General features: G+C 60.0%; 29 protein-coding genes and 1 pseudogene. 20 read left to right on the forward strand and 10 right to left on the reverse strand.

Going from position 1 to position 26990, the window contains the following annotated elements; all coding sequences use genetic code 11:
* Positions 1-179 (forward strand): annotated as a pseudogene (locus AC1DRN_RS10355) (hypothetical protein); the annotation flags it as partial.
* Between the two features lie 141 nt (positions 180-320).
* Here the strand turns inward: AC1DRN_RS10355 and AC1DRN_RS10360 are convergent.
* Entirely contained in the window at positions 321-755 is a 435-nt protein-coding gene (locus AC1DRN_RS10360; RefSeq protein ID WP_223462185.1) for a MarR family winged helix-turn-helix transcriptional regulator, read from the reverse strand.
* 82 nt (positions 756-837) lie between these two features.
* On the opposite strand from AC1DRN_RS10360, the gene AC1DRN_RS10365 reads away from it, so the two are divergent.
* The gene (locus tag AC1DRN_RS10365) at positions 838-2040 is read left to right on the forward strand and encodes an aminotransferase-like domain-containing protein (RefSeq protein WP_223462186.1); all 1203 of its coding nucleotides are present in this window, start codon (positions 838-840) and stop codon (positions 2038-2040) included.
* A gap of 80 nt (positions 2041-2120) precedes the next feature.
* Here AC1DRN_RS10365 and AC1DRN_RS10370 read toward each other — a convergent pair whose 3' ends face one another.
* The 5 genes from AC1DRN_RS10370 to AC1DRN_RS10390 form a co-directional block, all read right to left on the reverse strand.
* Entirely contained in the window at positions 2121-2492 is a 372-nt protein-coding gene (locus AC1DRN_RS10370) for a glutathione S-transferase N-terminal domain-containing protein (RefSeq protein ID WP_150724597.1), read from the reverse strand.
* Between the two features lie 104 nt (positions 2493-2596).
* Positions 2597-3142 (reverse strand): GTP cyclohydrolase I FolE, encoded by a 546-nt coding sequence (gene folE / locus AC1DRN_RS10375; protein WP_003204506.1) that lies wholly within the window; start codon positions 3140-3142, stop codon positions 2597-2599.
* 77 nt (positions 3143-3219) lie between these two features.
* Positions 3220-3777 (reverse strand): Smr/MutS family protein, encoded by a 558-nt coding sequence (locus AC1DRN_RS10380; RefSeq protein WP_223462187.1) that lies wholly within the window; start codon positions 3775-3777, stop codon positions 3220-3222.
* 78 nt (positions 3778-3855) lie between these two features.
* Entirely contained in the window at positions 3856-4176 is a 321-nt protein-coding gene (locus tag AC1DRN_RS10385) for a hypothetical protein (protein WP_223457892.1), read from the reverse strand.
* Positions 4177-4307: 131 nt separating this feature from the next.
* On the reverse strand, positions 4308-4898 hold the full coding sequence (locus tag AC1DRN_RS10390; protein ID WP_223462188.1) for a cysteine hydrolase family protein: 591 nt from the start codon (positions 4896-4898) through the stop codon (positions 4308-4310).
* 239 nt (positions 4899-5137) lie between these two features.
* On the opposite strand from AC1DRN_RS10390, the gene prmB reads away from it, so the two are divergent.
* The gene (gene prmB, locus AC1DRN_RS10395; RefSeq protein WP_223462189.1) at positions 5138-6046 is read left to right on the forward strand and encodes a 50S ribosomal protein L3 N(5)-glutamine methyltransferase; all 909 of its coding nucleotides are present in this window, start codon (positions 5138-5140) and stop codon (positions 6044-6046) included.
* A 124-nt stretch (positions 6047-6170) separates the two neighbouring features.
* On the opposite strand, the gene AC1DRN_RS10400 is transcribed toward prmB, so the two are convergent.
* Both AC1DRN_RS10400 and AC1DRN_RS10405 read right to left on the reverse strand, forming a co-directional pair.
* Positions 6171-6962: a hypothetical protein gene (locus AC1DRN_RS10400; RefSeq protein ID WP_223462190.1), complete on the reverse strand. Its 792-nt coding sequence runs from the start codon at positions 6960-6962 to the stop codon at positions 6171-6173.
* A gap of 88 nt (positions 6963-7050) precedes the next feature.
* Positions 7051-8049 carry an alpha/beta hydrolase gene (locus AC1DRN_RS10405; RefSeq protein WP_223462191.1) on the reverse strand — a complete coding sequence of 333 codons (999 nt, stop codon included), beginning with the start codon at positions 8047-8049 and terminating at the stop codon, positions 7051-7053.
* Positions 8050-8132: 83 nt separating this feature from the next.
* Here AC1DRN_RS10405 and aroC point away from each other — a divergent pair, with 83 nt between their 5' ends.
* Genes aroC through mtnC form a run of 5 tightly spaced genes read left to right on the forward strand, consistent with a single transcriptional unit; the run spans position 8133 to position 12282 of the window.
* Positions 8133-9224, forward strand: a complete 1092-nt coding sequence (gene aroC / locus AC1DRN_RS10410) for a chorismate synthase (RefSeq protein WP_085723208.1) — start codon at positions 8133-8135, stop codon at positions 9222-9224.
* Positions 9225-9253: 29 nt separating this feature from the next.
* On the forward strand, positions 9254-10405 hold the full coding sequence (locus AC1DRN_RS10415; protein WP_223462192.1) for an MFS transporter: 1152 nt from the start codon (positions 9254-9256) through the stop codon (positions 10403-10405).
* Positions 10402-11028 (forward strand): methylthioribulose 1-phosphate dehydratase, encoded by a 627-nt coding sequence (locus AC1DRN_RS10420; protein ID WP_223462193.1) that lies wholly within the window; start codon positions 10402-10404, stop codon positions 11026-11028. The genes AC1DRN_RS10415 and AC1DRN_RS10420 overlap by 4 nt, the downstream gene beginning before the upstream one ends.
* 20 nt (positions 11029-11048) lie before the next feature.
* Entirely contained in the window at positions 11049-11594 is a 546-nt protein-coding gene (locus AC1DRN_RS10425) for a 1,2-dihydroxy-3-keto-5-methylthiopentene dioxygenase (RefSeq protein ID WP_223462194.1), read from the forward strand.
* Between the two features lie 4 nt (positions 11595-11598).
* Positions 11599-12282: an acireductone synthase gene (gene mtnC, locus AC1DRN_RS10430; protein ID WP_223462195.1), complete on the forward strand. Its 684-nt coding sequence runs from the start codon at positions 11599-11601 to the stop codon at positions 12280-12282.
* A gap of 110 nt (positions 12283-12392) precedes the next feature.
* On the opposite strand, the gene AC1DRN_RS10435 is transcribed toward mtnC, so the two are convergent.
* On the reverse strand, positions 12393-12671 hold the full coding sequence (locus AC1DRN_RS10435; protein ID WP_317851124.1) for a DUF3509 domain-containing protein: 279 nt from the start codon (positions 12669-12671) through the stop codon (positions 12393-12395).
* Between the two features lie 370 nt (positions 12672-13041).
* Here AC1DRN_RS10435 and AC1DRN_RS10440 point away from each other — a divergent pair, with 370 nt between their 5' ends.
* The 10 genes from AC1DRN_RS10440 to AC1DRN_RS10485 all read left to right on the forward strand — a co-directional run bounded on the left by AC1DRN_RS10440 (position 13042) and on the right by AC1DRN_RS10485 (position 22069).
* On the forward strand, positions 13042-14880 hold the full coding sequence (locus AC1DRN_RS10440; RefSeq protein WP_223462197.1) for a long-chain-acyl-CoA synthetase: 1839 nt from the start codon (positions 13042-13044) through the stop codon (positions 14878-14880).
* Positions 14881-14977: 97 nt separating this feature from the next.
* Positions 14978-15496 (forward strand): ankyrin repeat domain-containing protein, encoded by a 519-nt coding sequence (locus AC1DRN_RS10445; RefSeq protein WP_477786699.1) that lies wholly within the window; start codon positions 14978-14980, stop codon positions 15494-15496.
* A gap of 154 nt (positions 15497-15650) precedes the next feature.
* Positions 15651-16181 carry a hypothetical protein gene (locus AC1DRN_RS10450; protein ID WP_223462199.1) on the forward strand — a complete coding sequence of 177 codons (531 nt, stop codon included), beginning with the start codon at positions 15651-15653 and terminating at the stop codon, positions 16179-16181.
* A gap of 82 nt (positions 16182-16263) precedes the next feature.
* The gene (locus AC1DRN_RS10455; protein ID WP_007993066.1) at positions 16264-16455 is read left to right on the forward strand and encodes a PLD nuclease N-terminal domain-containing protein; all 192 of its coding nucleotides are present in this window, start codon (positions 16264-16266) and stop codon (positions 16453-16455) included.
* Between the two features lie 253 nt (positions 16456-16708).
* The gene (speE, locus tag AC1DRN_RS10460; RefSeq protein WP_223462200.1) at positions 16709-17584 is read left to right on the forward strand and encodes a polyamine aminopropyltransferase; all 876 of its coding nucleotides are present in this window, start codon (positions 16709-16711) and stop codon (positions 17582-17584) included.
* A gap of 144 nt (positions 17585-17728) precedes the next feature.
* Positions 17729-17962 carry a hypothetical protein gene (locus AC1DRN_RS10465; RefSeq protein ID WP_223462201.1) on the forward strand — a complete coding sequence of 78 codons (234 nt, stop codon included), beginning with the start codon at positions 17729-17731 and terminating at the stop codon, positions 17960-17962.
* Positions 17963-18172: 210 nt separating this feature from the next.
* Positions 18173-18517, forward strand: a complete 345-nt coding sequence (locus tag AC1DRN_RS10470) for a ribonuclease E inhibitor RraB (RefSeq protein WP_108218961.1) — start codon at positions 18173-18175, stop codon at positions 18515-18517.
* A 373-nt stretch (positions 18518-18890) separates the two neighbouring features.
* Positions 18891-20300: a circularly permuted type 2 ATP-grasp protein gene (locus AC1DRN_RS10475; protein WP_477786700.1), complete on the forward strand. Its 1410-nt coding sequence runs from the start codon at positions 18891-18893 to the stop codon at positions 20298-20300.
* Between the two features lie 12 nt (positions 20301-20312).
* Positions 20313-21263 (forward strand): alpha-E domain-containing protein, encoded by a 951-nt coding sequence (locus tag AC1DRN_RS10480; RefSeq protein ID WP_223462203.1) that lies wholly within the window; start codon positions 20313-20315, stop codon positions 21261-21263.
* A complete protein-coding gene (locus AC1DRN_RS10485) occupies positions 21260-22069 on the forward strand; it encodes a transglutaminase family protein (RefSeq protein ID WP_223462204.1) in 810 nt (269 codons plus the stop codon). Before AC1DRN_RS10480 ends, AC1DRN_RS10485 begins: the two co-directional genes overlap by 4 nt.
* 118 nt (positions 22070-22187) lie before the next feature.
* Here the strand turns inward: AC1DRN_RS10485 and AC1DRN_RS10490 are convergent, their stop codons facing one another.
* The gene (locus AC1DRN_RS10490) at positions 22188-23009 is read right to left on the reverse strand and encodes a c-type cytochrome (protein WP_477786701.1); all 822 of its coding nucleotides are present in this window, start codon (positions 23007-23009) and stop codon (positions 22188-22190) included.
* A 602-nt stretch (positions 23010-23611) separates the two neighbouring features.
* Here AC1DRN_RS10490 and AC1DRN_RS10495 point away from each other — a divergent pair.
* Positions 23612-24817, forward strand: coding sequence for an acetyl-CoA C-acetyltransferase (locus AC1DRN_RS10495; protein WP_223462206.1), 1206 nt, complete (start codon positions 23612-23614; stop codon positions 24815-24817).
* Between the two features lie 24 nt (positions 24818-24841).
* Positions 24842-26986 carry a 3-hydroxyacyl-CoA dehydrogenase NAD-binding domain-containing protein gene (locus AC1DRN_RS10500; protein WP_223462207.1) on the forward strand — a complete coding sequence of 715 codons (2145 nt, stop codon included), beginning with the start codon at positions 24842-24844 and terminating at the stop codon, positions 26984-26986.
* Positions 26987-26990 lie beyond the last annotated feature (4 nt).

Raw genomic sequence — 26990 nt, forward strand, 5'->3', positions numbered from 1 at the left:
AAGCGCAAGCGCCTGCTGGGCGCAAGCGCCTGCTGGAGTTGACAGCGGAAGGCGTGCGGTTTGAACAGGCGCTGCGCCGTGAGCAGGTGAAATTGCTGGAGCGGGTGTTTGGTGAGGCTGGGGAACAGGCAGTGAATGGCTGGTTGGCGGTGAATCTGGCGCTGGGGAAAAGCCAGTAAAAATCTACCTGTCCTCAAGTCAGTCATCGCGGGCAAGCCACGCTCCCACAGGGTCTTCGACGTTCACAGGGTCAGCGAACGACACAAAACCTGTGGGAGCGTGGCTTGCCCGCGATGACTGACTTGAGGACAGGTAGATTTTTACTGGCTTTTCCCCAGCGCCAGATTCACCGCCAACCAGCCATTCACTGCCTGTTCCCCAGCCTCACCAAACACCCGCTCCAGCAATTTCACCTGCTCACGGCGCAGCGCCTGTTCAAACCGCACGCCTTCCGCTGTCAACTCCAGCAGGCGCTTGCGCTTGTCAGTCTCGGACGCAACGCTGTCGACCAGATGCATCTCCAACAATTGCCGCAACGGCATGTTCAGCGCCTGCTTGCTCACGCCGAGCAACGCCAACAGCTCCTTGACGCTCAGGTTCGGATAGCGGGCGATGAAAAACACGATGCGCTGATGCACCCGACTCAGGCCGCGACGTTCGAGCATTTCATCGGCCTTGGCGGTGAAGGCCTGGTAGCCGAAGAAAAACGCTTCCATGGCTTGCTGCTGGGAAAGCGGGCTTTTAAGGTCAAGCATATTGACGTATCCGTTCGGGCTGGCGTAATTTCGGTCAACAAGTTTGACTCATTTTCCACGTGCCTCGCTACCGGTGATCCCCATGGCTTTTTCCGAACGTGTCTCGCGCCTTGAAAGTTCTTTGATCCGTGAAATCCTCGCCGCGGCCCAGCGTCCGCAGATGATGTCGTTTGCTGGCGGTTTGCCGGCCGAAGCCATGCTGCCGAAGGTCGAGTGGAGCGAGATGCCGGTGTCCATCGGCCAATACGGCATGAGCGAAGGCGAACCGGCGTTGCGTGAAGCGTTGGCCGCCGAGGCGCGAACGTTGGGAGTGCCATGTGAGGCAAGCCAGGTACTGGTGGTCAGCGGCTCACAGCAGACCCTCGACCTGGCCGCCAAGCTGTACATCGACAAGGGCACCGAGATCCTGCTCGAAGCGCCGACTTATCTGGCGGCGCTGCAAATATTCAAGCTGTTCGGCGCCGATTGCCTGACCGTGCCGCTGGAGGCTGATGGGCCGAACTTGACGGAGTTACGCGCTCGTCTGGAACAACACCGCCCGGCTTTCATCTACCTGATACCGACCTTCCAGAATCCATCGGCGGTGCGTTACAGCGAAGCCAAACGCGACGCGGTGGCAGCGCTGCTCGATGAGTTCGGCGCCACCCTGATTGAAGACGAGCCTTACCGCGAACTGACCTTCGATGGCAGCAGTGCCACGCCGATTGTCAGTCGCTTGAAAAAGGCCAGCTGGATCTACACCGGTACCGTGTCGAAAACCCTGTTGCCGGGTTTGCGCGTTGGTTACTTGATTGCCAGCCCGGACCTGTTTCCCCATCTGTTGAAACTCAAGCAATCGGCAGACTTGCACACCAATCGGGTCGGCCAGTGGCAGGCGCTGCAATGGATCGGCACCGAGAAATATCAGCAACACCGTAGTGAGTTGCGCGATTTTTATCGGCGGCGTCGGGATGCGTTCCAATCGGCGCTGGAAGCTCATTTCTCCGATCTGGCGGACTGGAACGTGCCGCAGGGCGGGCTGTTTTTCTGGTTGAAACTCAAGGAGCCGCAGGACACCCGCACCTTGCTCGACGCCGCGTTGGCTAATGACGTGGCGTTCATGCCGGGCGAGCCGTTTTTCCCCGAGCCGGATAACCATCCGGGGTATCTGCGGTTGAACTTCAGCCACATTGATCCGGCGCGGCTGGATGAGGGGCTGAGGCGGTTGGCGGCGGTGGTGCGTTCGGGATTTGCGTTGTCTGGGCCGGCCTCATCGCGAGCAAGCTCGCTCCCACAGATTTTGTGAGCGCCACAAAACCACTGTGGGAGCGAGCTTGCTCCGGGCGGCGTTCCGACGATGGCGTCAGTCATAACACCGCAAGCAAATCAGGCTGCCGCGAATCGCTTGTCCAGATAATCAATGATCACCTTGGACTCATACATCCAGGTGGTCTGGCCATTCTCTTCGATGCGCAGGCACGGCACCTTGATCTTGCCGCCTTGCTCCAGCAAGGTCTGGCGATCCTGTTCGTTGTTCTTCGCGTCGCGAAGGGCCACCGGCACATTCAGGCGGCGCAGGGTGCGGCGGGTCTTCACGCAGAACGGACAGGCGTGGAATTGATACAGGGTCAGACCCTTGGCGGCGGATTCGACTTGGGCCTGAGCGGCGGCAGGGCGCTTTTTCTTGCTTGGACGAGTAATGAAGTCGATGAAAATGATCAGTTGGCCAAGGCCGACACGAAGCGCTTTTACGAACACGTTGAAAGCCTCACGGTGATAATGAATAAGGGCGCGCAGCTTACCTGATTTTCTGCGGACGAAAAAAAACCGGCGATGAACGCCGGTTTTCTTCGTGCCGCGAATCACTTGATGAGGCTGAGGAATTCGCTGCGGGTGGCTGCGTTCTCACGGAACTCGCCGAGCATCACCGAGGTGATCATCGACGAATTCTGCTTTTCCACGCCACGCATCATCATGCACATGTGCTTGGCCTCGATCACCACCGCAACGCCCAGGGCGCCGGTGACCTGCTGGACCGCGTCGGCGATCTGGCGGCTGAGGTTTTCCTGGATCTGCAGGCGACGGGCGTACATGTCGACGATCCGCGCCACCTTCGACAGGCCCAGGACCTTGCCGCTCGGGATGTAGGCGACGTGAGCCTTGCCGATGAACGGCAGCAGGTGGTGTTCGCACAACGAGTACAACTCGATGTCCTTGACCAGCACCATTTCGCTGTTGTCGGAGCTGAACAGGGCACCGTTGGTGACCTCTTCCAGTGTCTGTTCATAGCCGCGGCAGAGGTACTGCATGGCTTTGGCGGCACGCTTTGGCGTGTCGAGCAGGCCCTCGCGGGAGACGTCCTCGCCCAGTTGGCCAAGGATCGCGGTGTAATTCTGTTCCAGGGACATGAAACTACCTGTGGGATTTTACGCAAAGGGCAAGGGTACGGTGGCGGACACGACGCTGCAAGCGTGGCGCGTCGGCTTTACTCGTCGCGACCTTCCATCATGGTGCGTTTGAGCATCACATAAACGGCTCCCGCACCGCCGTGTTTCGCCTGGCAGGAGGTGAAGCCGAGCACCTGTGGATGCTGGCGCAGCCAGGTATTGACGTGGCTTTTGATCATCGGCCGCTTGCCATCCAGGCGTACCGCCTTGCCATGGGTGACGCGTACGCAGCGGATTTCGAATTTGGTGGCTTCGGCCAGGAACGCCCAGAGGGTTTCCCGGGCCTTTTCCACGCTCATGCCGTGCAGGTCGAGGCTGCCTTCGAACGGAATCTGTCCGATCTTGAGCTTGCGCATCTGGCTTTCCTGCACGCCATCGCGGGCCCACATCAGCTCGTCTTCAGGGCCGACGTCGATGACGAACTGATCGGACAGCCCGTCTACGGTGGTGGATTCGGTGCGCACGGTGGCCGCTTGGCGCAGCATGGCGATCTGCGTGCGGTCAGCCTTGGGTTTGCCGGTTTCGGCGCGATCGTGCCTGATTGGCTTGACGCCCAGGATCGCGCTTTTGAACAGGGAAAAATCGTCGTCTTGCATGTCAGCCTCCGCGAAGGGCGGCCAGTTTACCCAACTCGAAGCGAATCGGGCGCGACAAAAACGCGTGTGACGCTTGGTTCAGTCGTGTTTTTTCATCAGGTGCGGCGACATGGCCAGTTCCCGCGACTGCCGAGAGCGACGACGGCAACGGCGCCATAGCCAGACACCGAGGTACAGCACGAACAGGCCGATGACCAGGATCACGGCAGCACCGGTGCGGCTTGTGTTCAATTCACCCAGGGCGGGTGCGTGGCCGAGCAGGCTGGCGACACCGGCCATGGCAAGCAGCACGCCGCACATCGCCAGCAACGCCGCGAACGTCGCGCCGATTCGAAAACGCCAGTTGCTTTGGCCTTTGGGCCGCAAGCGGCGAGCGTCAAAACCATCGGATAACTTCATTCCGACCTTCCTCAATGGGTATCGGCCCTTCGACCGGGAGTTGACCGGGATGTTCCTGAGGCTAAGACAATTACGGCAATTGAGAGGCTTTTGCGGATGAGCGGCATTCCAGGCCGCTCATTGAGCCTCGATCAGATCAGTTCACGGGTCAGCGCGAGGGTGGCGAAGTTGTCCCCCATGATCGCCATTTCGGTCTGATGAACGTGTTCGGCGCTGAGCACGCCGCCCTTGTAAGGCAAATCGCGAGTGGCGCAGGCATCTTCAATGAGTGTGCAGCGGAAGCCAAGGTTCTTCGCTGCGCGCACGGTGGTGCTGACGCTGGAGTGACTCATGAAACCGCAGACGATCAAGTCGAGGGCGCCGAGGTCTTCCAGGCGTTTGGCCAGTTCGGTGCCGTGGAATGCGCTTGGCAGCAATTTACCGATGACGGTCTCGTCACTCTGTGGCTCCAGGTCCGGAATGAATTCACCACCGACGCCTTGCGGGTTGAACATTCCGCCGAGGGTGCCGAGATGGCGGACATGCACGATCGGCCGGCCGGCGGCACGGGCAGCGGCGAGCAATTGCTTGATGTTCGCGACGGCCTCATCCATGCCGCTGAGGGCCAGTGGCCCGCTCAAATATTCTTTCTGGGCATCGATGATGATAAGGGTCGCATGGCTCAGTTTGGCTGCCGGATAACCGCGGCCGCTGAGTTGAAACATCGTTTTTGGAACGGACATTCTGGGGCTCCTTGGAGTGGGGCTTTTGCGACATTGTCCTCTGGCTGAGCGGTTCTGTGAATCGCTACGATCGTAGATGCCGTCGTTGCTGGCCTGTAGCCTTGTCAATAGTCGCGTTTTGTTCAATAGCCTGGCGAAAAAACGGATAACTCCTACATTTGAATCGGTAGTTTTCCCGCGTCGTCGTGACGCCGTTTGACTGGTAGAATCGCCCGTCGATTTTTCTGGAGTTTGCCGTCGTGATCACTTCCCGCCTTCGCACCCTGCGTGACCATATCCGTTGGGCCGTCAGCCGCTTCCATGGGGAGGATCTGTTTTTCGGCCATGGCACCGACAATGCCTGGGACGAAGCCCGGCAATTGGTGTTGGGTGCGCTGCACCTGCCGTGGGAAATCGCCGACAGCTACCTCGACTGCAATCTGGAAGAAGAGGAAGTCGTTCACCTGCAGCTTTTGCTCAAACGCCGTATCGAAGATCGGGTGCCTACCGCTTATCTGCTGGGCGAGGCCTGGTTCTGTGGCATGTCGTTCATCGTCGATGAGCGTGTGTTGATCCCGCGTTCACCCATCGGCGAGTTGATCGAAAATCGTTTTACTCCATGGCTGGCTAACGAGCCGGCGCGAATTCTCGACCTGTGCACCGGTTCCGGTTGCATCGGTATCGCCTGCGCCTACGAGTTCCAGCATGCCGAGGTGGTTTTGGCGGACCTGTCGTTCGAAGCGCTGGAAGTGGCCAATCAGAACATCGAGCGCCATGGTGTCGATGAGCGTGTGTACACGGTGCAGGGCGACGGTTTCGAGGGCTTGCCGGGACAACGTTTCGACCTGATCGTGTCGAACCCGCCCTACGTCGATGCGGAAGATTTCGCTGACATGCCGGACGAATACCAGCACGAACCGGAGCTGGGCCTGGCCTGCGGTGACGACGGTTTGAACCTGGTACGGCGCATGCTCGCCGAAGCGGCGGATCATTTGACCGAGAAGGGCTTGCTGATAGTCGAGGTGGGCAACAGCCAGGTGCACGTCGAGGCGTTGTACCCGGAAGTCGACTTCGCCTGGCTGGAGTTCGAGCGTGGCGGCCATGGTGTGTTCATGCTGAGCGCGCAGCAGTGCCGGGAGCATCAGGCGTTGTTCGCTTCCCGCGTTTAACCCCTGTAGGAGCGAGCCTGCTCGCGATGGACGTTAACGATGACGCGTGTTTTCTGGAAAAACGCGTCGCCCTTTAGCCCATCGCGAGCAGGCTCGCTCCTACAAGGAATGGCCGCACCGCCAACTATCGGTGCGTGGCAATCCAGATCAACAACCCCGCCTGAAACACCGCGAACGCCACCAGACAGGTGATGGTGAAACGCAGCCCGGCGTCTTCACGCTTGTACTTGCTGACTTTCTCTTCGTGCTTCTTGAGTTTGACTTCTTGCTCGGCCAGGTTCTGCTCGGCTTGCTGGAGCATCTGCGCCGCCTCGAGAATCTCCACGACCTGCAGTTTTTCGCTGTTCCAGTCGCCAGAAAGGTCGCCGACCTTGACCGGCTTGACGCTGCCTTTCAAATGTTGGGCATCGGCATACACCACGTCGAAACCGTGCACACGCAAAAAGTGATCGCGGCGCAGGCGGGTGTCTTCGTTCAGCGCATCCTTGTTGTTCAGGTCAAAGCCGTCGACGGTGTAGGTCGGCCAGCGTTTCTTCGCCCAGTTGATGCCCTGGGCCGCCAGGTAGCGGCCAATGCCACGGTTCAGCGGTTCAACCTGCAAACCGCTGTCCGGGCCGAAATGCACGCGCTTTTCGGCGTGATCGACCCACACGTCCAGATGATTCTGTTCCTTGCGTACACGCTGGCCGGGCAGGGTGATGCTCATGCGCATCAGGCTGCGTTCCTTGTCGTTGCGTTCGGCATAGCCTGATTCGACAAAGCGCAACGGGCGCCCGCCGGTGTTGCGGTCAGTCTGCAGCGGCGCCAGACGGAGCATCTTGTGGTGCTCGACGTGGACGTCCGCCCAGGGCAGCTCGACCGCCGGCGGTGCGTCAGTTTCAGCGGTGGTGTCGGGTGAAGTCTGGGTGTCGGTCATAACGGCGAGATCCTGTCCAAGCTCAGCTTGTCGCCAGGCAATGTGCTGGCGACAAAGGCTTATCGGCCGTTTTTTTCAGGACTGGAGGTTAACTGGTGCGAAGTCCGTCAATAAAACCGATGATTCGCGTGCCCAGTTCCGCCGCCAGGGGCAACTGCGGGTCTTTATAGGAGGCCAGTTGGCGTTTGACGTCGTTGGGCACGATGCGCATGACGTGGTTCATACCCTCGATCAGCGCCAGTTCGGCGTCCGGTTTGGCGGCCTTGAGCAGCCTTGCGTCATTGACGCCGACCTGGATGTCGTTGCTGCCCTGGATGATCAGCGCCGGCATTTTCAGCTTGGCAAACGCCGCGGCCGGGTCCTGGCGGAACAGGGAAATCAGGTACGGCTGCACGCTCGGACGGAAAATCGCCTGCAACGGAGGCGGCACATTGTCGTCGGGTTTCCCGGCCTTGAGGCTGTCGAGCAATTCATTGCTGCGCAGCATCAGCGGTGGAGGCAGACGATTACCCAGTTGCTCGCGGATGACCTGATCGACCGGCCTGGCGCTGCCGGAGACAGAAATCACCGCGTCGGCATCGATGCCTGGCGCCGCGAGGCTGGCGATCAAGGCGCCTTCGCTGTGCCCCAGCACGATCAGCTTGCCGAAACGCGGATCGGTCTTGAGCTTCTGACCCCATGCTTCGGCGTCGGCCACATAGGCTTCCACCGTCAGATTGCGTTCGTCCGGCGTGGCGGCCAGGCTCGCGGCCACGCCACGCTTGTCGTAACGCACGCTGGCAATGTTGTGTTTGGCCAGCACCCAGGCCAGGCGCTTGAGGCTGTCATTGCGCCCGCCGTCGGCGTTGTTTCCGTCACGATCCGTAGGGCCGGAGCCGGAAATGATCAGGACGACCGGCACTGGATTGTCGGATTTTGGCAGTAACAGCGAGCCGAAAAGCTCGCCGGTGCCGGTATCCAATGTGATCGGTCGTTGCAGGACAGTCGCCTGGGCAAAGCCGGAAATCAGGGTAAGGCTCAAGGCAAGAACTCGCAGCATCATCGCGCCATCATTCAGAAGATGCCGGTTGGACTCACAGGCACCCATAAGGTTCGAGGATGAACTACTTGGGTAGCCTGCGTATACTGGCGCGCATTACGTATTCAGGTTCATTTCACGGAGCGTCCTGCATGTCCGGCAATACCTACGGCAAGCTGTTCACTGTCACCACCGCGGGCGAAAGCCATGGTCCGGCGTTGGTCGCCATTGTCGATGGCTGCCCGCCGGGCCTGGAGATATCCCTGGAGGATCTGCAGCGTGACCTGGACCGCCGCAAACCCGGCACCAGCCGCCACACCACCCAGCGCCAGGAAGCCGACGAAGTCGAAATCCTCTCCGGCGTGTTCGAAGGTCGCACCACCGGTTGCGCCATCGGCTTGTTGATCCGCAACACCGACCAGAAGTCCAAGGACTACTCGGCGATCAAGGATCTGTTCCGCCCGGCCCACGCCGACTACACCTACCATCACAAGTACGGCGAGCGCGACTACCGCGGCGGCGGTCGCAGCTCGGCCCGTGAAACCGCAATGCGCGTTGCGGCCGGTGCGATTGCGAAAAAATACCTGGCCAGCCAGGGCATCGTCATTCGCGGCTACATGAGCCAGCTGGGGCCGATTGAAATCCCGTTCAAGACCTGGGATTCAGTGGAGCAGAACGCCTTTTTCAGTCCGGACCCGGACAAAGTGCCGGAACTGGAAGCCTACATGGACCAGTTGCGCCGAGACCAGGATTCGGTCGGCGCAAAGATTACCGTGGTCGCCGAAGGCGTGATGCCGGGCCTGGGCGAACCGATCTTCGACCGTCTCGACGCCGAACTGGCCCATGCGCTGATGAGCATCAACGCGGTCAAGGGTGTGGAAATCGGCGCCGGTTTCGCCAGCGTCGCCCAGCGTGGCACCGAGCATCGCGATGAAATGACCCCGCAAGGTTTCCTCAGCAACAACGCGGGCGGCATTCTCGGCGGTATTTCCTCCGGTCAGCCAATCGTTGCGCACCTGGCGCTTAAGCCGACGTCGAGCATCACCACGCCGGGCCGTTCCATCGACATCCATGGCAACCCGGTGGAAGTGATCACCAAGGGCCGTCACGACCCGTGCGTCGGCATCCGCGCCACGCCGATTGCCGAGGCGATGATGGCCATCGTGCTGATGGATCACCTGCTGCGTCACCGTGGGCAGAACGCCGATGTGCGTGTGAGCACGCCGGTGCTGGGTCAGCTGTAAATGGCTGACCTCATGGTCGCAGCCGTCTGATGGCGACTGCGGCGCTCCCGTACTGGCGGCTCTCCAGTTTCTATCTGTTCTATTTCGCCTTGCTCGGTTCGACAGCGCCGTTTCTGGCGCTGTACTTCGATCACCTCGGATTCAGTGCCGCGCGCATCGGTGAACTGGTGGCGATCCCGATGCTGATGCGCTGCGTGGCGCCGAACATCTGGGGCTGGCTGGGCGACTACAGCGGTCGGCGGCTGGCCATCGTGCGTTTCGGCGCGGTGTGCACGCTGCTGACGTTCTCGCTGATTTTCGTCAGCAAGACCTACGCCTGGCTGGCAATGGTCATGGCCTTGCACGCGTTCTTCTGGCACGCGGTGCTGCCGCAGTTCGAAGTCATCACCCTGGCGCATTTGCAGGGCCAGACCTCGCGCTACAGCCAGATTCGCCTGTGGGGCTCGATCGGTTTCATCATCACCGTGGTCGCGCTGGGTCGGCTGTTCGAATGGCTGAGCCTGGACATCTACCCGGCGGCGCTGGTGCTGATCATGGCCGGCATCGTACTCAGTAGCCTGTGGGTGCCCAATGCCCAACCGGCGCCGGGCAACCGGGTGACGGGGGAAGGATTTCTCAAGCAATTGCGCAGCCCCGGCGTGTTGGCCTTTTACGCCTGTGTGGCGCTGATGCAGATGAGTCACGGACCGTATTACACGTTCTTGACCTTGCATCTTGAGCACCTGGGGTACAGCCGTGGCGTGATCGGCATGCTCTGGGCGGTCGGCGTGGTCGCCGAAGTCCTGATGTTTCTGGCCATGAGTCGGATCTTCGCGCGTTTTTCCCTGCGCCGGGTGCTGATGGCGAGTTTTCTGCTGGCGGCGCTACGCTGGTTACTGCTCGGCTCGTTGGCCGAATTTTTGTGGGTGCTGTTGTTCGCCCAGGTGTTGCACGCGGCGACATTCGGCAGCTTTCACGCCGCTGCCATTTCATTCGTGCAACGTAGCTTCGGTGCGCGCCAGCAAGGTCAGGGCCAGGCACTGTATGCCGCCCTGGCCGGCACCGGTGGTGCATTGGGCGCGTTGTATTCCGGTTACAGCTGGAACGCCCTCGGTGCGGCATGGACCTTTAGTATTGCCAGTCTCGCAGCCGTCGCGGCTGCCGTTATCATTGCCACACGTATGCAAGAGGACAGGCCATGAGCCTTACCCGTGAACACCTCGCCCAGGAAATCATCGACGCCGGGCGTTTTCTGTACGGCCGCGGCTGGTCGCCGGCCACCAGCAGCAATTATTCGACCCGCCTGTCGCCGACCGAAGCCTTGCTGACCGTGTCCGGCAAGCACAAGGGGCAACTCGGCATGGACGATGTGCTGGCCACTGACCTGTCAGGCAACAGCCTGGAACCGGGCAAGAAACCGTCCGCCGAAACCCTGTTGCACACCCAGCTCTACAGCTGGCGTCCGGAGATCGGTGCGGTGTTGCACACCCATTCGGTGAATGCCACCGTGCTGTCGCGCCTGACGTCGCAAGACTTCATCGAGTTCGAAGACTACGAACTGCAAAAAGCCTTCAGCGGTGTGACCACCCACGAATCCCGGGTGCGGGTGCCGATTTTCGACAACGATCAGGATATTGCGCGCCTGGCCGCCAAGGTGCAGCCTTGGCTTGACGCCCATCCCGATTGCGTCGGCTACCTGATCCGCGGGCACGGCCTCTACACCTGGGGCGCGCGCATGAGCGATGCCCTGCGGCAGATCGAGGCCTTTGAATTTTTGTTCGAGTGCGAGTTGAAGATGCGCTCGCTCCTGAACTTTAAAGCATGAACCGTTAAGGAGTTGCCCTGATGAGCAGCCTGTCCGTTTATCACGTCTCCAGCCCTGAAATCCCCAACAAGGTGCTGACCCATTTCGAAGACATCGCCTCGACCCTGGCTGAGCAGGGCGTGCGTTTCGACCGCTGGCAGGCCGCCACAAAACTCCAGCCGGGCGCCAGCCAGGATGAAGTGATCGCCGCCTATCAAGAGCAAATCGACAAGCTGATGACCGAACGCGGTTACATCACCGTTGACGTGATCAGCCTCAACAGCGACCACCCGCAAAAAGCCGAATTGCGTGCCAAGTTCCTCAACGAACACCGCCATGGCGAAGATGAAGTACGATTTTTCGTCGCCGGCCGTGGCCTGTTTACCCTGCACATCGACGATTACGTCTACGCAGTGCTCTGCGAGAAAAACGACCTGATCTCGGTGCCGGCGGGCACCAAACACTGGTTCGACATGGGCGAGCACCCGCATTTCATTGCGATCCGTCTGTTCAACAACCCGGAAGGCTGGGTGGCCAACTTCACCGGCGAAGACATCGCCAGCCAATTCCCGCGCCTGGAGGACTGAGTCGATGCCGATCAAAGCGATTCTCACCGACATCGAAGGCACCACCAGCGCGGTGAGTTTTGTGTTCGACGTGCTGTTTCCTTACGCGGCGAAGCATCTGCCGGACTTCGTTCGTGAGCACGCCGGGCGTGTAGACGTGGCGGCACAGTTGGACGCCGTGCGCCGAGACAGCAATGAGCCGGACGCCGATGTCGAACGCGTTGTCGAGATCCTGCTGGGCTGGATTGCCGAAGACCGCAAGGCCACGCCGTTGAAAGCGTTGCAGGGCATGGTCTGGGCGCAGGGCTATCTGGCCGGGCAGTTGAAGGGGCACGTGTACCCGGACGCCGTTGAAGCGCTCAAGCGCTGGCATCAGGAAGGCTTTCAACTTTTTGTTTATTCGTCCGGTTCGATCCAGGCGCAGAAGCTTATCTTCGGCTGCTCCGAGGCGGGGGATCTGACGCCGTTGTTCAGTGGTTACTTCGATACCACTTCAGGGCCCAAGCGCGAGGCGCAGTCTTACGCCAACATCACCCAGGCGATCAACCTTGAGGCAGGGCAGATTCTGTTTCTGTCGGACATCGTCGAAGAGCTCGACGCGGCGCGCACGGCGGGGATGGCTACTTGCGGACTGGCCCGCGAAGGCGGCGAACTGGCGGGGCATGTCACTGTGGACAGCTTTGCGCGGATAAATCCTGCTGCCTTCTAAGCACTACACCACTTGTAGGAGCGAGCCTGCTCGCGATTGCGGAGTGTCAGTCAACGTCAATGTTGAATGACAGATTGCAATCGCGAGCAGGCTCGCTCCTACAGTGTTTTTTACAGCGAATGATAGGTCGGCAGGGCAAACCGTTGCTGGCTCTGCAGCATTGAAATCTGCGGCAGCTCACTGGCTTGTTCGGCGAGGTCACGGCGAATCGCGCTGATGACCCAGGACAGTTGATCACCATTGTGCAATTGCTGGTAGGAGATCGAGCGTATGAATTCTCTGCCGTCGGCGCTGCGCAAGGTCAGCAGAATCCCGCCATCAGGGCGGTCCTGGGTAGTGACTGCGAAGTTGGAGAACAAGGACGAAAATTTTTCCTGGATAAGGCTCATGTCGTTCAGCTCCATGATGACTTGAATGGCAAGCATGGAGAGACTGTTGCAGTCTTTGTGCCATTCATTTCAGCTGAACAATATTAAGTAAAATCAACATGTTACGGTTTTGAGTGATTTTCGCTTTCGTGCAATCTGCATGAATGGCCATCGTGCATCCTGCATTTTGCAGGTACGTCGGCGACTCGATGGAACCAATTGGCGCGCACGGGATCATCTTCGCGCAGCGCTATTGCGGATCAAGATCGCGGATCAAGATCGCAGATACAAAACATTTCAAAAACCGCGTGTACAGCTCAAGAACCGTTGACGTATTTTCGGGCTCAGTCATCGCCACCCGACAATAAAAAAAGATCGAACGGGAGCAATCATGAGCCGTATGTCGAACGACACGATTACCTGGGGCATGATGCTCCGCAAGTTGCCTTCCATCGCCAAAGCCATCCCCCGGGTGGTGAAGGGGATGAAGGCCGCCAACGTCAAGGACCCGACCCAAGCGTGTGGTTTAGGCTGGAGTTTCGAGCAAGCTGCGTTGCGCAACCCGGATGGCCCGGCGCTGTTGCAAGGCGACGTAACGCTCAGTTACTCCGAGGCCAACCAATGGGCCAACCGCATTGCCCATCACCTGATCGGCCAAGGCATCGGCAAGGGTGATGTGGTGGCGGTCTTTATCGAGAACCGTCCGGAACTGCTGGTGACGATTCTTGCGGTGGCCAAGGTCGGCGCGATCAGTGCGCTGCTCAATACCTCGCAGACCCGCGACACCCTGGTGCACAGTGTGAATCTGGTGGCGCCGGTGGCGATCATTGTCGGTGAGGAGTTGGTCCCCGCGTACCTGGCGGTACGTGATCGGGTGTCGATCAAGGCTGACCGGACCTGGTTCGTCGCCGATCAGGACACCTCTCGCCAACCGGGTATCGCGCCTGAAGGTTTCGTCAACCTGATGACCGCCAGTCTCGACGATGCCAGCGACAACCCGCCCAGCAGCCAGCAGATTTTCTTCGACGATCCCTGTTTTTATATCTACACCTCGGGTACCACTGGGCTGCCCAAGGCTGGCGTGTTCAAGCACGGACGCTGGATGCGCAGCTCTGCGAGCTTCGGCATGATCGCCCTGGACATGCGCCCCGACGATGTCGTCTATTGCACCTTGCCGCTGTACCACGCCACGGGCCTTTGCGTGTGCTGGGGGTCGGCCGTCAGTGGTGCCAGTGGGTTCGCCATCCGCCGCAAATTCAGCGCCAGTCAGTTCTGGAACGATGCGCGCAAGTACCGGGCGACAACCATCGGTTATGTCGGCGAACTGTGCCGCTACCTGGTCGATCAACCGCCCTGCGCCGACGACAGCCGGCACGATGTGAAGAAAATGATCGGCAACGGCTTGCGTCCCGGTGCCTGGAACGAGTTCAAGACCCGCTTTGCGGTGAATCACATCTGCGAGCTGTACGCCGCCAGTGACGGCAATATCGGCTTCACCAATATTCTTAACTTCGACAACACCATCGGTTTTTCCCTGATGCGCTGGGAGTTGGTCGCTTACGACCACGACAGCGGCGCGCCGATTCGTCAGGCCAACGGCCTGATGCGCAAGGTCGCCAAGGGTGAGCAGGGGTTGTTGCTGGCAAAAATCGACGACAAGGCGCCCCTGGACGGCTACACCGATCCGCAGAAAACCGCCAAGGTCGTGCTTCAGGATGTGTTCGAAAAGGGCGACCGCTACTTCAACACCGGCGACCTGTTGCGCAACATCGGCTTTGGGCATGCGCAGTTTGTCGACCGCCTGGGCGACACCTACCGCTGGAAGGGCGAAAACGTCTCGACCACGGAGGTCGAAAACATCCTCCTGCAACACCCGCTTGTTTCCGAAGCCGTGGCCTATGGCGTGGAAATCCGCAACACCAATGGCCGGGCCGGGATGGCGGCGATTACCCCGGCCGAATCCCTGGCAACCCTGGACTTCAGTGAACTGCTGGCGTTCGCTCGCGAGCAAATGCCGGCCTATGCGGTGCCGCTGTTCCTGCGGGTGAAAGTGAAAATGGAAACCACCGGGACTTTCAAGTATCAGAAGACCCGACTCAAGGACGAGGGCTTTGACCCGGATAAAACCGGAGATGACCCGATCTATGCCTGGCTGCCGGGGACCCGGACTTACGTACAGGTCACGCAGCAGTTGTTGTCTGACATCCACGGCGGCAAGTACCGCTATTGAATCTGGCTATGGCGGCCCATGAGAAAAAACAAGTGACAGTGCCGGGGCCGCTCGGGAAACTGTCGGCTTTTACGAATGACAGAAAAGGGAGTGCCCAATGTCAGACAAAAGCCGCCAGATGACCCCCGAAGAAGCCGCCGAATTCACCGAACAGGTATTCAACAAGGCACGGGAGGGCGATGCGGCGATGATGGCCGCGCTGCTGACCAAGGGTTTGTCGCCGAACCTGCGTAATCACAAGGGCGATACCTTGCTGATGCTGGCCGCTTATCACGGTCATGTGGACACGGTAAAAGTCCTGCTCGAGCACAAGGCCGATCCGGAGATCCGCAACGACAACGGCCAGAGCCCGATTGCCGGCGCCGCTTTCAAAGGCGACCTGGCGGTGATCAAGGCATTGGTCGAAGGTGGCGCGCAGGTTGAAGGTTCGTCCTTCGATGGCCGGACGGCACTGATGATGGCGGCGATGTTCAACCGCGTCGAAGTGGTCGATTACCTGATCAGCAAGGGTGCCGACCCGAAAGCCAAGGACGCCAATGGCATCACCGCGCTGGAAGCGGCCAAGACCATGGGGGCTTCCGATACGGTTGCTCAGCTTGAGAAGCTGATTGGCTGATTGCTTTAAAAGATCGCAGCCTTCGGCAGCTCCTACATTGAGTGGCGTATACCTGTAGGAGCTGCCGAAGGCTGCGATCTTTTTTGGGCATTCGAATCCATCCTTGCGCTATCCTTCGCGCCCTCAATACTCCCCTCGCTACAGGATCCGCCCCATGAAAGCTGCACTCGTCGAACTCATCAGCAAAATCAGCTCCGGGTGCATGGGCGAAGACGAAATTCTCAAGATCGCGGACGAAGCAGCCCAGGCCTACGCCGAGCCGCAGGCTTTTCTGACTGCCAATCCGGACATCAACTACGACGAAACCTTCCCGATCCCGTTGGGTGAGTGGGTGGTGGTCGGCAGCCTGCCGGAAACGGTGCTGTTCCAGGCTGACACCTACATGGACCTGTTCGCGCAAATCGTCGCCTCGTTCGGCCCGGGGGTGGAATTCAATCTCAAGCCCAAGCAACTGGCCAAGACCGAAGCCCTGACCGCGCTCAATCGCATCCAGGTGCAGATGAGCAGCCTGAACAAGGAAAACGGCGGCTACACGCTGATGAACTTCAGCCAGTTGCTCGATGACGAGTTGCAGGTGGTGCTGGTCTACGGCAATGACGTGCCACGGGTGCTGGAATTGTGCACTGAAGCCGGTATCGCAGCCGCGCCATCCCTGGAAGCCCTGAAAGTGGCGATCCACGTCTGATAGCCAAACACTGTCAATAAAAAGGAACCCTCGCGACGACCGTCTATCCTGAGAGGGCAAATCACTCTTTGGGAGCGTCACCATGGGTTCCACGTTCAACAGCCTGGTTGCCTTGATCATTTTTGCCCTGGACATCTGGGCCATCATCAACGTATTCAAAAGTAGCGCCGAGACCGGGATGAAAATCCTCTGGGTGCTGTTGATCGCGCTATTGCCAGTGCTGGGACTGATCATCTGGGCCATCGCCGGGCCGCGGGGCAATGTCAAGTTCTGAACAGGCGACACGGAACCTGTGGGAGCGTGGCTTGCCCGCGATGGGATCACCGAGGTGTAACTGACAGACCGTGGCGCCTGCATCGCGGGCAAGCCACGCTCCCACAGGATTGTGGAATGCTGATCAACTGAGGTTCGACCTGTCATGTTCCGCGACGTAGAATGCGCGCCTTTCCCGGTCAATCGAGACGCTCGATTGGCCATCATGGGCGGGTAACCGTCCGTTGCCACCCGCATTCATCGGAGCACTTCCCATGAGCATCACCCCGACCAGCGACTACCTGGAAACCCTCTACGAAGGCTACGGCCAGCGTTTTCGCATGGAAAAACTGCTGCACGAAGTGCGCACCGAACACCAGCACCTGGTGATCTTCGAGAACCCGCGCATGGGCCGGGTGATGGCACTGGACGGCGTGATCCAGACCACCGAAGCCGACGAGTTCATCTATCACGAAATGCTGACCCACGTGCCGATCCTAGCCCATGGCGCCGCCAAGCGCGTGCTGATCATTGGCGGCGGCGATGGTGGCATGTTGCGTGAAGTGGCCAAGCACCGCAGTGTCGAGCACATCACCATGGTCGAGATCGACGGCACCGTGGTCGACATGTGCAAGGAATTCCTGCCGAACCACTCCAAGGGTGCATTCGATGATCCACGCCTGAACCTGGTGATCGACGACGGCATGCGTTTCGTCGCCACCACCACTGAAAAGTTCGACGTGATCATTTCCGACTCCACCGACCCGATCGGTCCGGGTGAAGTGCTGTTCTCGGAAAACTTCTACCAGGCCTGTCACCGCTGCTTGAACGAAGGCGGCATCCTGGTGACCCAGAACGGCACGCCGTTCATGCAGATCGAAGAAGTGAAGACCACCGCCGGTCGCTTGCGCAGCCTGTTCCCGGACTGGCACTTCTACCAGGCCGCCGTGCCGACCTACATCGGTGGCTCGATGACCTTCGCCTGGGGCGCGACCAATACCGCTTATCGCAAGTTGTCCCGCGAAACCCTGCAACAGCGCTTCACGGGCAGCGGCATCATCACCCGCTACTACAATCCTGAAATCCACATCGGCGCCTTCGCCCTGCCGCAATACGTGTTGCAGGCAGTGAACAAGCCAAGCAACGACTGATCTTTCAGTCCACGCACCAAACCTGTGGGAGCGAGCAGGCTCGCTCCCACATTGAAATGCAGCGGAACAAGGCGGAACAATCAGCCGGCTAACAAGGTCGAGATAGGGGTAAACCCATGCATGGGTTTCATCAAGGAGGCACCAATGCAAAAGTGGAAAGTCACTTTCATGGATGATCATGGCGAAACCATCAACGAAGTCTTTGAGTGCCCCGAGCGCCCGGACTACGAGCGTGCCGCCAAGCTCATCAAGGCCCGGCTTCTTCCTGTCGCCGCCGAACTGGATCTGAACGATCTGGAAGGGCGGACCAGTGACGCGAGCGTCAAAGAGCTCAAATCCCAGAACAGCATTCAAATCCTCGGCATTACCCCAGTCTGAGCGACACCTCCCGCATTCACATCCAGGCCTTGGCAGAGGCTCTATCTTGAGGCTACTCTGCAAGCGAGATCAGCGAACGGATCGCTAAGGTCTGGTCTTGTCAGCTCCATGCTTGTTTCCCGCCGGCACATCGGTTGCCGTCGCTCGCGCTGTTCGGTTGCGGGTGAGGGAGTACGGAAAGTCTATCCATCGTTTTGAGGAGGACGTTTCATGAGCACAGCCTATCAAGAAGACATCAGCAGCAGCGTTCTGCGCCGCATGAAAGAAGGCGGTTTTGACTTTTCACGGTTTCATCCCATCGAGTTCTACGCCATTTTCCCGGATGAGGAGCGGGCACGCAGGGCGGCAGGTCATTTCCACCGTGGTGAATCCCTGAATGCGCAAGTCAGTGTGCGTGACGATGGCGCCTGGGCGCTGGAGTTGTGCAAAGTCATGTATGCCACCTACGACGACATCGGCGATTTCGAACAGGGTTTCGAAGCGGTGGTCGAGCCGTTGGGCGGCATCATCGAAGGCTGGGGTGTGAAACAGGAGGTACGAGGGCGACTCGCATAACCTTATGAGCAGTGACAACCAGCATTGACGGCTGACCTTCGGGTTGGCCGTTTTCGTTTTCGCCGACAGGATATTGAACACGACCCCGTAGGAGCTGCGGTGCGGCGATCCGACTTGCCAGTGAAGGCGTCCCCGAAGAGCGACACATGACTCATGGGCCCCTTCGCCAGCAAGCTGGCTCCTACAGACTATGCTGGTGATAGGCGATCACAGCGCCTTGCAATGAAGCGGGGGCAATCAGGTTGGGGCATTTGTCGCACAGGATTGGTGCGGTGCGTGCGTCTTGATTATCCAACCGATTGAAATCTAAGCGTTTATGCCGATGGCACGGGCCTTGCGAAGGTCTGGACGTCCGAGTGACAAGGAGTACGGCATGATCCGCAACTATTTTGATGAGATGTACGATGCCGGCGGCCAGGTCCGCCCGCATTATCGGGAGTTTGCCCGTTGGCTGGCCGAGACGCCTGACGAGCTTCTGGCACAACGGCGACGCGAGGCCGATCTGTTGTTTCATCGCGCCGGGATAACCTTCACGCTCTACGGTGATGAGCAGGGGACAGAGCGCCTGATTCCCTTCGACACCATTCCCCGCAGTATCCCCGCCAGTGAATGGCGGGTCGTCGAGCGCGGCTGCATCCAGCGGGTCAAGGCGTTGAACATGTTCCTCGCCGACCTCTACCACGAGCAGCGCATCATCAAGGCCGGCATCATTCCGGCCGAGCAGGTGCTGGCCAACGAGCAGTACCAGTTGGCGATGCAGGGCCTGGATTTGCACCGCGATATCTATTCGCACATCTCCGGCGTCGACCTGGTGCGCGACGGCGACGGCACCTACTACGTGCTCGAAGACAATCTGCGTACACCGAGCGGCGTCAGTTACATGCTCGAAGACCGCAAGATGATGATGCGGCTGTTCCCCGAGCTGTTCGCGGCACAACGCATCGCTCCCATCGACCACTACCCGAACCTGCTGCTCGATACCCTGAAAAGCTCAAGTCCCATCGACAATCCAAGCGTGGTGGTGCTGACACCCGGCCGCTTCAACAGCGCGTTCTTCGAACATGCGTTTCTCGCGCGGGAAATGGGTGTGGAACTGGTGGAGGGCGCGGACCTGTTCGTGCGTGACGACAAGGTCTACATGCGCACCACCGACGGGCCGAAAGCGGTCGACGTGATTTATCGTCGCCTTGACGACGCCTTCCTCGATCCGCTGGCGTTCAACCCGGAATCGATGCTCGGCGTGCCGGGACTGCTGTCGTCCTACCGTTCCGGCAACGTGGTGCTGGCCAATGCCATCGGCACGGGGGTGGCGGATGACAAGTCGGTGTATCCGTTCGTTACCGACATGATCCGTTTCTACCTGGACGAAGAACCGATCCTGAAGAACGTGCCGACCTGGCAATGCCGTAATCCGTCTGAGCTTTCCCACGTGCTGGCCAATCTTCCAGAACTGGTGGTCAAGGAAACCCAAGGCTCCGGCGGGTACGGAATGCTGGTGGGGCCGGCAGCGACGGYGGCGGAAATCGAAGCCTTCCGCGCGCGGATCATCGCCAAACCCCATGCGTATATCGCACAACCGACGCTGTCGCTGTCGACCTGTCCGACCTTTGTCGAAAGCGGCATCGCGCCGCGCCACATCGACTTGCGGCCGTTTGTCCTGTCGGGCCGCGAAACCCGGGTCGTGCCCGGCGGTTTGACCCGCGTCGCCCTGCGCGAAGGCTCCCTGGTGGTCAATTCCTCCCAGGGCGGCGGAACCAAGGACACCTGGGTGGTCGAGGATTAAAGGAAGCCTGTCATGTTAAGTAGAACTGCCTCGGATTTGTATTGGATGTCGCGTTACCTGGAGCGGGCGGAAAACCTCGCACGGATGCTCGACATCAGCTATTCGCTGTCGCTGATGCCGCAGGACGGACGTGGCGATGGTTTGCACGAATTGGCCATGCCGCTGTTGATCACCGGTACCCTGGACGATTACCTGGAGCGCCATGGCGAACTGCATGCCGAACGGTTGCTGCATTTCTTCGCTCTGGATGCGGCCAACCCGGCGAGCATCTACAGCTGCCTCGGTGCCGCACGGGCCAGTGCTCATGCGGTGCGTGGGCGCATCACCGCCGACATGTGGGAAAACATCAACGCCACCTGGCTGGAAATTCGCGGCATCGCCGAACAGGGTCTCGGTCGCTACGGCATGAGCCGTTTCTGCGAGTGGATCAAGGAACGTTCCCACCTGTTCCGGGGCGCGTCCTACGGCACCATCATGCGTAACGATGCGTTTCGCTTCATTCGTCTGGGGACTTTTATCGAACGGGCGGACAACACCTTGCGTCTGCTCGATGCCCGCTACGAAATGGCTGGCGATCAGGCCGAAGCGGTCAGCGATGGCACGGCTCACGCGTATTACCAATGGAGCGCGTTGCTGCGGGCGTTGTCGTCGTTCGAGGCCTACACGGAAATCTACCGCGACGCCCCCGGCGCCCGGCATGTCGCCGAGTTGCTGTTGCTGCGGGCCGATGTGCCGCGATCCCTGCGCGCCTGCACCGAAGAGATCGACCAGATCCTCGCGCAATTGCCGGGGGCCAACGGTCGCCCCGCACAACGCCTGGCGGCAGAAATGGACGCACGCCTGCGCTACACCGGCATCACCGAAATTCTTGACGAAGGCCTGCACGCCTGGCTGACCGAGTTCATCCCGCTGGTGCGCCAGTTGGGTAACGCGATTCACAGTTCTTATCTGGAGGCCGCATGAGACTTTCCATTAGCCACGAGACCACCTATCACTACGAAGACAAGGTGCGGGCGAGCATCCAGTACCTGCGACTGACGCCCCACGACAGCGAGCGTCAGCACGTGCTCAGCTGGCAACTTGACCTGCCGCGCCCGGTGCGCGCGCAACTCGATCCGTTCGGTAACATCCTGCATGTGCTGACCATGGACGAACCGCACGAAGCGATCATCATCGGTGCCCGTGGCCAGGTCGATATCGACGAAATGCGTGAGGCCGAACACGAGAGCCAGTCGGCGTTGCCGTTTCTGCGCTTCACCCGTTTGACCGAAGCCGACGCCGCCCTGCGGGCGTTCGCCGAGAAGGCATGCAAGCAACGCCGCGATCGCACGGCGCTGATCGATCTGATGCATGGCCTCAACCAGCATATGACCTACACGCCGGGCTCCACGGAAGTCGACACCAGCGCGGCCAAGGCCTTTGCCGGGCGCTCCGGCGTGTGTCAGGACCACACCCACGCGTTTCTCGCCTGCACCCGCAGCCTGGGCATTCCTGCGCGTTATGTGTCGGGTTATCTGTACAGCGAAAACAGCGAACACCTGGCCAGCCACGCCTGGGCCGAAGCCTGGCTGGACGACGCCTGGTACAGCTTCGACGTGACCAATGAACTGGCCCGGCCGGAACGCCACCTGAAACTGGCGGTGGGCCTGGATTACCTGGATGCCTGTCCGGTGCGCGGGATGCGCCGGGGCGGCGGGTGTGAGCAGATGCACGCCAAGGTGCTGGTTTCACCGACGCCCGCGCCAGTGATCTCGGTACAACAGCAGTAACGGAAACACCGCCGAACCCTGTAGGAGCGAGCCTGCTCGCGATAGCGGTGTGTCAGCCAGCGAAGTATTGACTGACATGACGCYATCGCGAGCAGGCTCGCTCCTACAGGTAAATGCATCACGGCTTCACCTTGCGCCCGACCATATGCTGCAAATACCCCACCAGCATTTGCAGATCCCCATCCGGTAACACCTCGGCCGAGAACCCGGGCATCTTCGCCTGCGGCCACTGGCGCAAACTCTGTGGATCGCGAATGTAGCGCTTGAGGAAGTCCGCGCCGAAGTACTCGGTCGGGTTGTACGGAATATTCAGGTCCGGCCCGAATTGCGCGTCCCCGGCGCCCTTGAGTCGATGGCAGGCCAGGCAATTCTTCTGGAACAACGCAAAGCCCTTGTTCACCGGATCATCCGCCTTCAACGCCGGATCGGGCAGCAGGGCAGGGAAGCGCTCGGCCACGGGCGCCAGGCGTTTGATGCTCGCCACTTGGAACGGCCATTGTTCGGGGCTGATGTTGCCGGCCTGCGGGTTGCTCCAGACCAGATAGAACGGTCCGGCGCCCGGCTTGCCTTCCGATAGCGGTGGCCAGGGCTTGGCCGGGTCTTCAATTGCCAGCCACGCCTGTGCACCCTGGGTATTGAGCAGAGGCGCCGCGGCCATTTCGGCGGCAAAGCCATCCAGGGCCACGGCTTGCAGGTGGTCCTCAGGCTTGATGCCGTTCAGCAGCGCGGACAATGGCACGGCGCGGTAACTCATGTCCCGCTTGTAGGAGACGTCGTTGCTGATGTTGATGGTTTGAACCTGAGGATGCTTGAGCAATTGCTCGGTCTGCCAGGTGCGACTGTTCGCGCCCAGCTCCAGGTTCAGCTGTGCGGCATACAGGGGCGACCCGAACAGCAGGGCCCCGAGCAGAGTGAGCATTTTCAAGTGATCGCCGTCCATGTCGTGCAAGTGCCGCAAAGATTGGCACAGCCACGCTGGCCCGGCTAGCGGGCCAGTCACATTTTGATGGTGGCCATTCAAAACTGTGGTGCCGAATCTTTTAGACGCGACTAGCCGATCACCTTGGTCAGGTTCGGCAATATCAACAACAGCGTGGTGGCGAAAAGGATGAGCCCGGCTTGACGTACTTTCGATTGTTTGAACATGGCTTGACCGCCTTTTTTGTTATTTCCTGATGCCTGCCTGCATATCTCCATGTTGGCAGCGCGTTGCACTTCCTGTAGTGACGAGCGTCTCGGCAAAACCCGACGACAACTTCGTACAAGTGAACCTTAGAGCCCGCGCTGCGCTTGGTTTAGATCCATTTCATATGGAGTTGTTACTATTCGCTTTAAAAAAGGTATGAGGCCTATTGCCAGCTTCTTTGGCGCCCGTTGGCTAGACAGCTTGGTGTCTTGAATCGGTTAATCCGGTAGCTGACTACCGTCCGTCTGAGCGTGAGCGTCAACGTCAGTGAGCGCTAAGGTCATTGAATCAATCGCGGCTCGGGCCAAGAGTGAGCGCTCGGTATTTACCCACCTGCACTGTGGTTCGAGGACGTCATGACCCAAGCATTGATTTTCGACGCGTTACGCACGCCCCGTGGTAAAGGCAAGGCCGACGGCGCCTTGCACAGTGTCAAACCGGTGAATCTGGTTGCCGGTTTGCTCACCGCACTGCAACAGCGCATGGCGCTGGACACCAGCCAGGTCGATGACGTGGTGCTCGGCTGCGTGACGCCGGTTGGCGATCAAGGCTCTGACATCGCCAAAACTGCTGCTCAGGTGGCCGATTGGGATGTCAGTGTGGCGGGGGTGCAGATCAACCGTTTCTGCGCTTCCGGGCTGGAGGCGGTCAACCTCGGCGCAATGAAAGTGCGCTCCGGCTTCGAAGACCTGGTGGTGGTCGGCGGTGTCGAGTCGATGTCGCGGGTGCCGATGGGCAGCGATGGCGGGGCCTGGGCGCTGGACCCGGCGACCAACCTGCACAGCCACTTCACGCCACAGGGGGTGGGCGCCGACCTGATCGCCACCCTTGAAGGCTTCAGCCGTCAGGACGTCGATGCCTACGCGCTGCATTCCCAGCAAAAGGCTGCGCGTGCGCGAGCTGACGGTTCGTTCAACAAATCGCTGGTGCCGGTGCAGGACCAGAACGGCATCATCCTGCTCGACCACGATGAGTTCATCCGCGCCGAATCGACCCTGGAAGGCCTGGGCAAGCTCAAGCCAAGTTTCGAGATGATGGGGCAGATGGGCTTCGATGCCACCGCGCTGCGGGTCTATAGCCACGTCGAGCGGATCAATCATGTTCACACCCCCGGCAACAGTTCCGGGATTGTCGATGGCGCGGCGCTGATGCTCATCGGCTCCGAAGCCAAGGGCCGGGCGCTGGGCTTGCAGCCCCGGGCGCGGATTGTCGCCACTGCGGTCACCAGTACTGATCCGACCATCATGCTCACCGGCCCTGCGCCGGCGACCCGCAAGGCGCTGGCCAAGGCCGGGCTGCGGGTCGAAGACATCGATCTGTTCGAGGTCAACGAGGCGTTCGCGTCGGTGGTGTTGAAATTTATCAAGGACATGGCCGTCGACCCGGACAAGGTTAATGTCAACGGTGGTTCCATCGCCATGGGCCACCCGCTGGGTGCCACTGGCTGCGCGATTCTCGGCACGCTGCTCGATGAACTGGAAGCCCGACGCCTGCGTTATGGCCTCGCGACCCTGTGTGTCGGCGGCGGCATGGGCATTGCCACCATCATCGAACGCCTCTGAGCCCGGACTTCAAGGAACCCAGTTATGAGCGAAGCCATTCGTTACGAAAAAGGCCAGGACCAGATCGTGGTCCTGACCATCGACATACCGGGCCAGAGCGCCAACACCATGAACGCGGTGTACCGCGAAGCCATGGCTGACTGCGTTGCACGCCTGGTGGCCGACAAGGACAGCATCGCCGGTGTGATCATCACCTCGGCCAAGAAGACTTTCTTCGCTGGCGGCGACCTCAATGAACTGATCAAGGTCGGCAAGCCCGAAGCCAAAGCCTTCTACGACATGGTGCTGACCCTCAAGGGGCAGTTGCGCACCCTGGAAACCCTCGGTAAACCGGTGGTCGCGGCGATCAACGGCGCGGCACTCGGCGGCGGCTGGGAAATCTGCCTGGCCTGTCATTATCGCGTGGCACTGGACAATCCATCGGTGCAACTCGGCCTGCCGGAAGTCACCCTCGGCCTGCTGCCGGGCGGCGGTGGCGTGGTGCGCATGGTGCGTATGCTCGGCCTGGAAAAGGCCCTGCCGTATCTGCTCGAAGGCAAGCGGGTGCGGTCGCAACAGGCATTGCAGGCAGGGTTGATCGATGAACTGGCAGCGAATTCCGAAGAGTTGATGTCCAAGGCGAAGGCGTGGATTCTCGCCAACCCGACGGCGGTACAACGCTGGGATGTGAAGGGCTACCAGATTCCGGGCGGTACACCGTCAAGCCCTAAAGTCGCCCAGATGCTGGCGATTGCGCCGTCGATCCTGCGCAGCAAAACCCAGGGCACGATGCCCGCGCCGGAGAAAATCCTCTGTGCGGCGGTCGAGGGCGCCCAGGTGGATTTCGACACGGCGCACCTTATCGAAACCCGCTATTTCACTGAACTGACCACCGGACAGGTCTCGAAAAACCTGATTGGCACGTTCTGGTTCCAGCTCAACGAAATCAATGCCGGCGGCTCGCGGCCTCAAGGTTTTGAACCCTATGTCACCCGCAAAGTCGGCGTGCTCGGCGCCGGGATGATGGGCGCCGGGATTGCGTTTGTCAGCGCATCGGCCGGTATCGAAGTGGTGCTCAAGGACATCAACCGCGCTGCGGCAGAGAAGGGCAAGGCGCATTCGGCGGCGCTGCTGGACAAGAAAGTCGCTCGCGGACAAATGAGCATCGAGCAACGTGACACCGTTCTGTCCCGCATTCAAACCACCGAAAGCGATGCCGACCTGGCCGGTTGTGACCTGATCATCGAGGCCGTGTTCGAGGATCGGGATTTGAAGGCCAAGGTTTCGTTGGCGGCGCAGAAGGTCGTCGGCGCGGATGCGGTTATCGCTTCCAACACCTCGACCTTGCCGATCAGCGGCCTGGCGTGCGCCGTGCCCGATCAGAGCAAGTTCATCGGCCTGCATTTTTTCAGCCCCGTGGAGAAAATGCCGCTGGTGGAAATCATCAAGGGCGCCAACACCAGTGACGAAACCCTGGCCCGTGGCTTCGATTACGTCCTGCAAATCAGGAAAACCCCGATTGTGGTCAATGACAGCCGCGGTTTCTTCACCTCAAGGGTGTTCGGCACCTTCACCAACGAAGGCATCGCCATGCTGGGTGAAGGCATCAACGCGGCGATGATAGAGACTGAAGCGCGCAAAGCCGGCATGCCTGTAGGACCGCTGGCGATCTCTGACGAAGTTTCCCTCAGCCTGATGAGCCATATCCGCCTGCAAACCGCCAAGGACTTGCAAGCAGAAGGGAAACCACTGATAGAACATCCAGCATTTGCCGTGATTGACGTGCTGCTCAATGAGTTCAAGCGCCCGGGCAAGGCTGCCGGTGGAGGTTTCTACGAGTATCCGGTGGGCGGCCAGAAACACCTGTGGCCGGAGTTGAAGGCGCGCTTCGAGAAAACCGACGGGCAGATTTCGCCGAAGGATGTGCGTGATCGCCTGCTGTTCGTGCAAGCCATCGAAACAGTGCGCTGTGTGGAGGAGGGCGTGTTGACCTCGACGGCGGATGCCAACGTTGGCTCGATCTTCGGTATCGGGTTCGCCCCATGGACCGGTGGTGCGCTGCAGTTCATCAACCAGTACGGCGTGCAGGACTTTGTCGCCCGTGCCCAGTACCTGACCAAGCAATATGGAGAGCGGTTCGCGCCGCCTGCACTGTTGCTGGAAAAAGCGGCGAAAGGGGAGATCTTCTAAGGGC

The sequence above is a fragment of the Pseudomonas sp. P5_B3 genome, assembly GCF_056400405.1.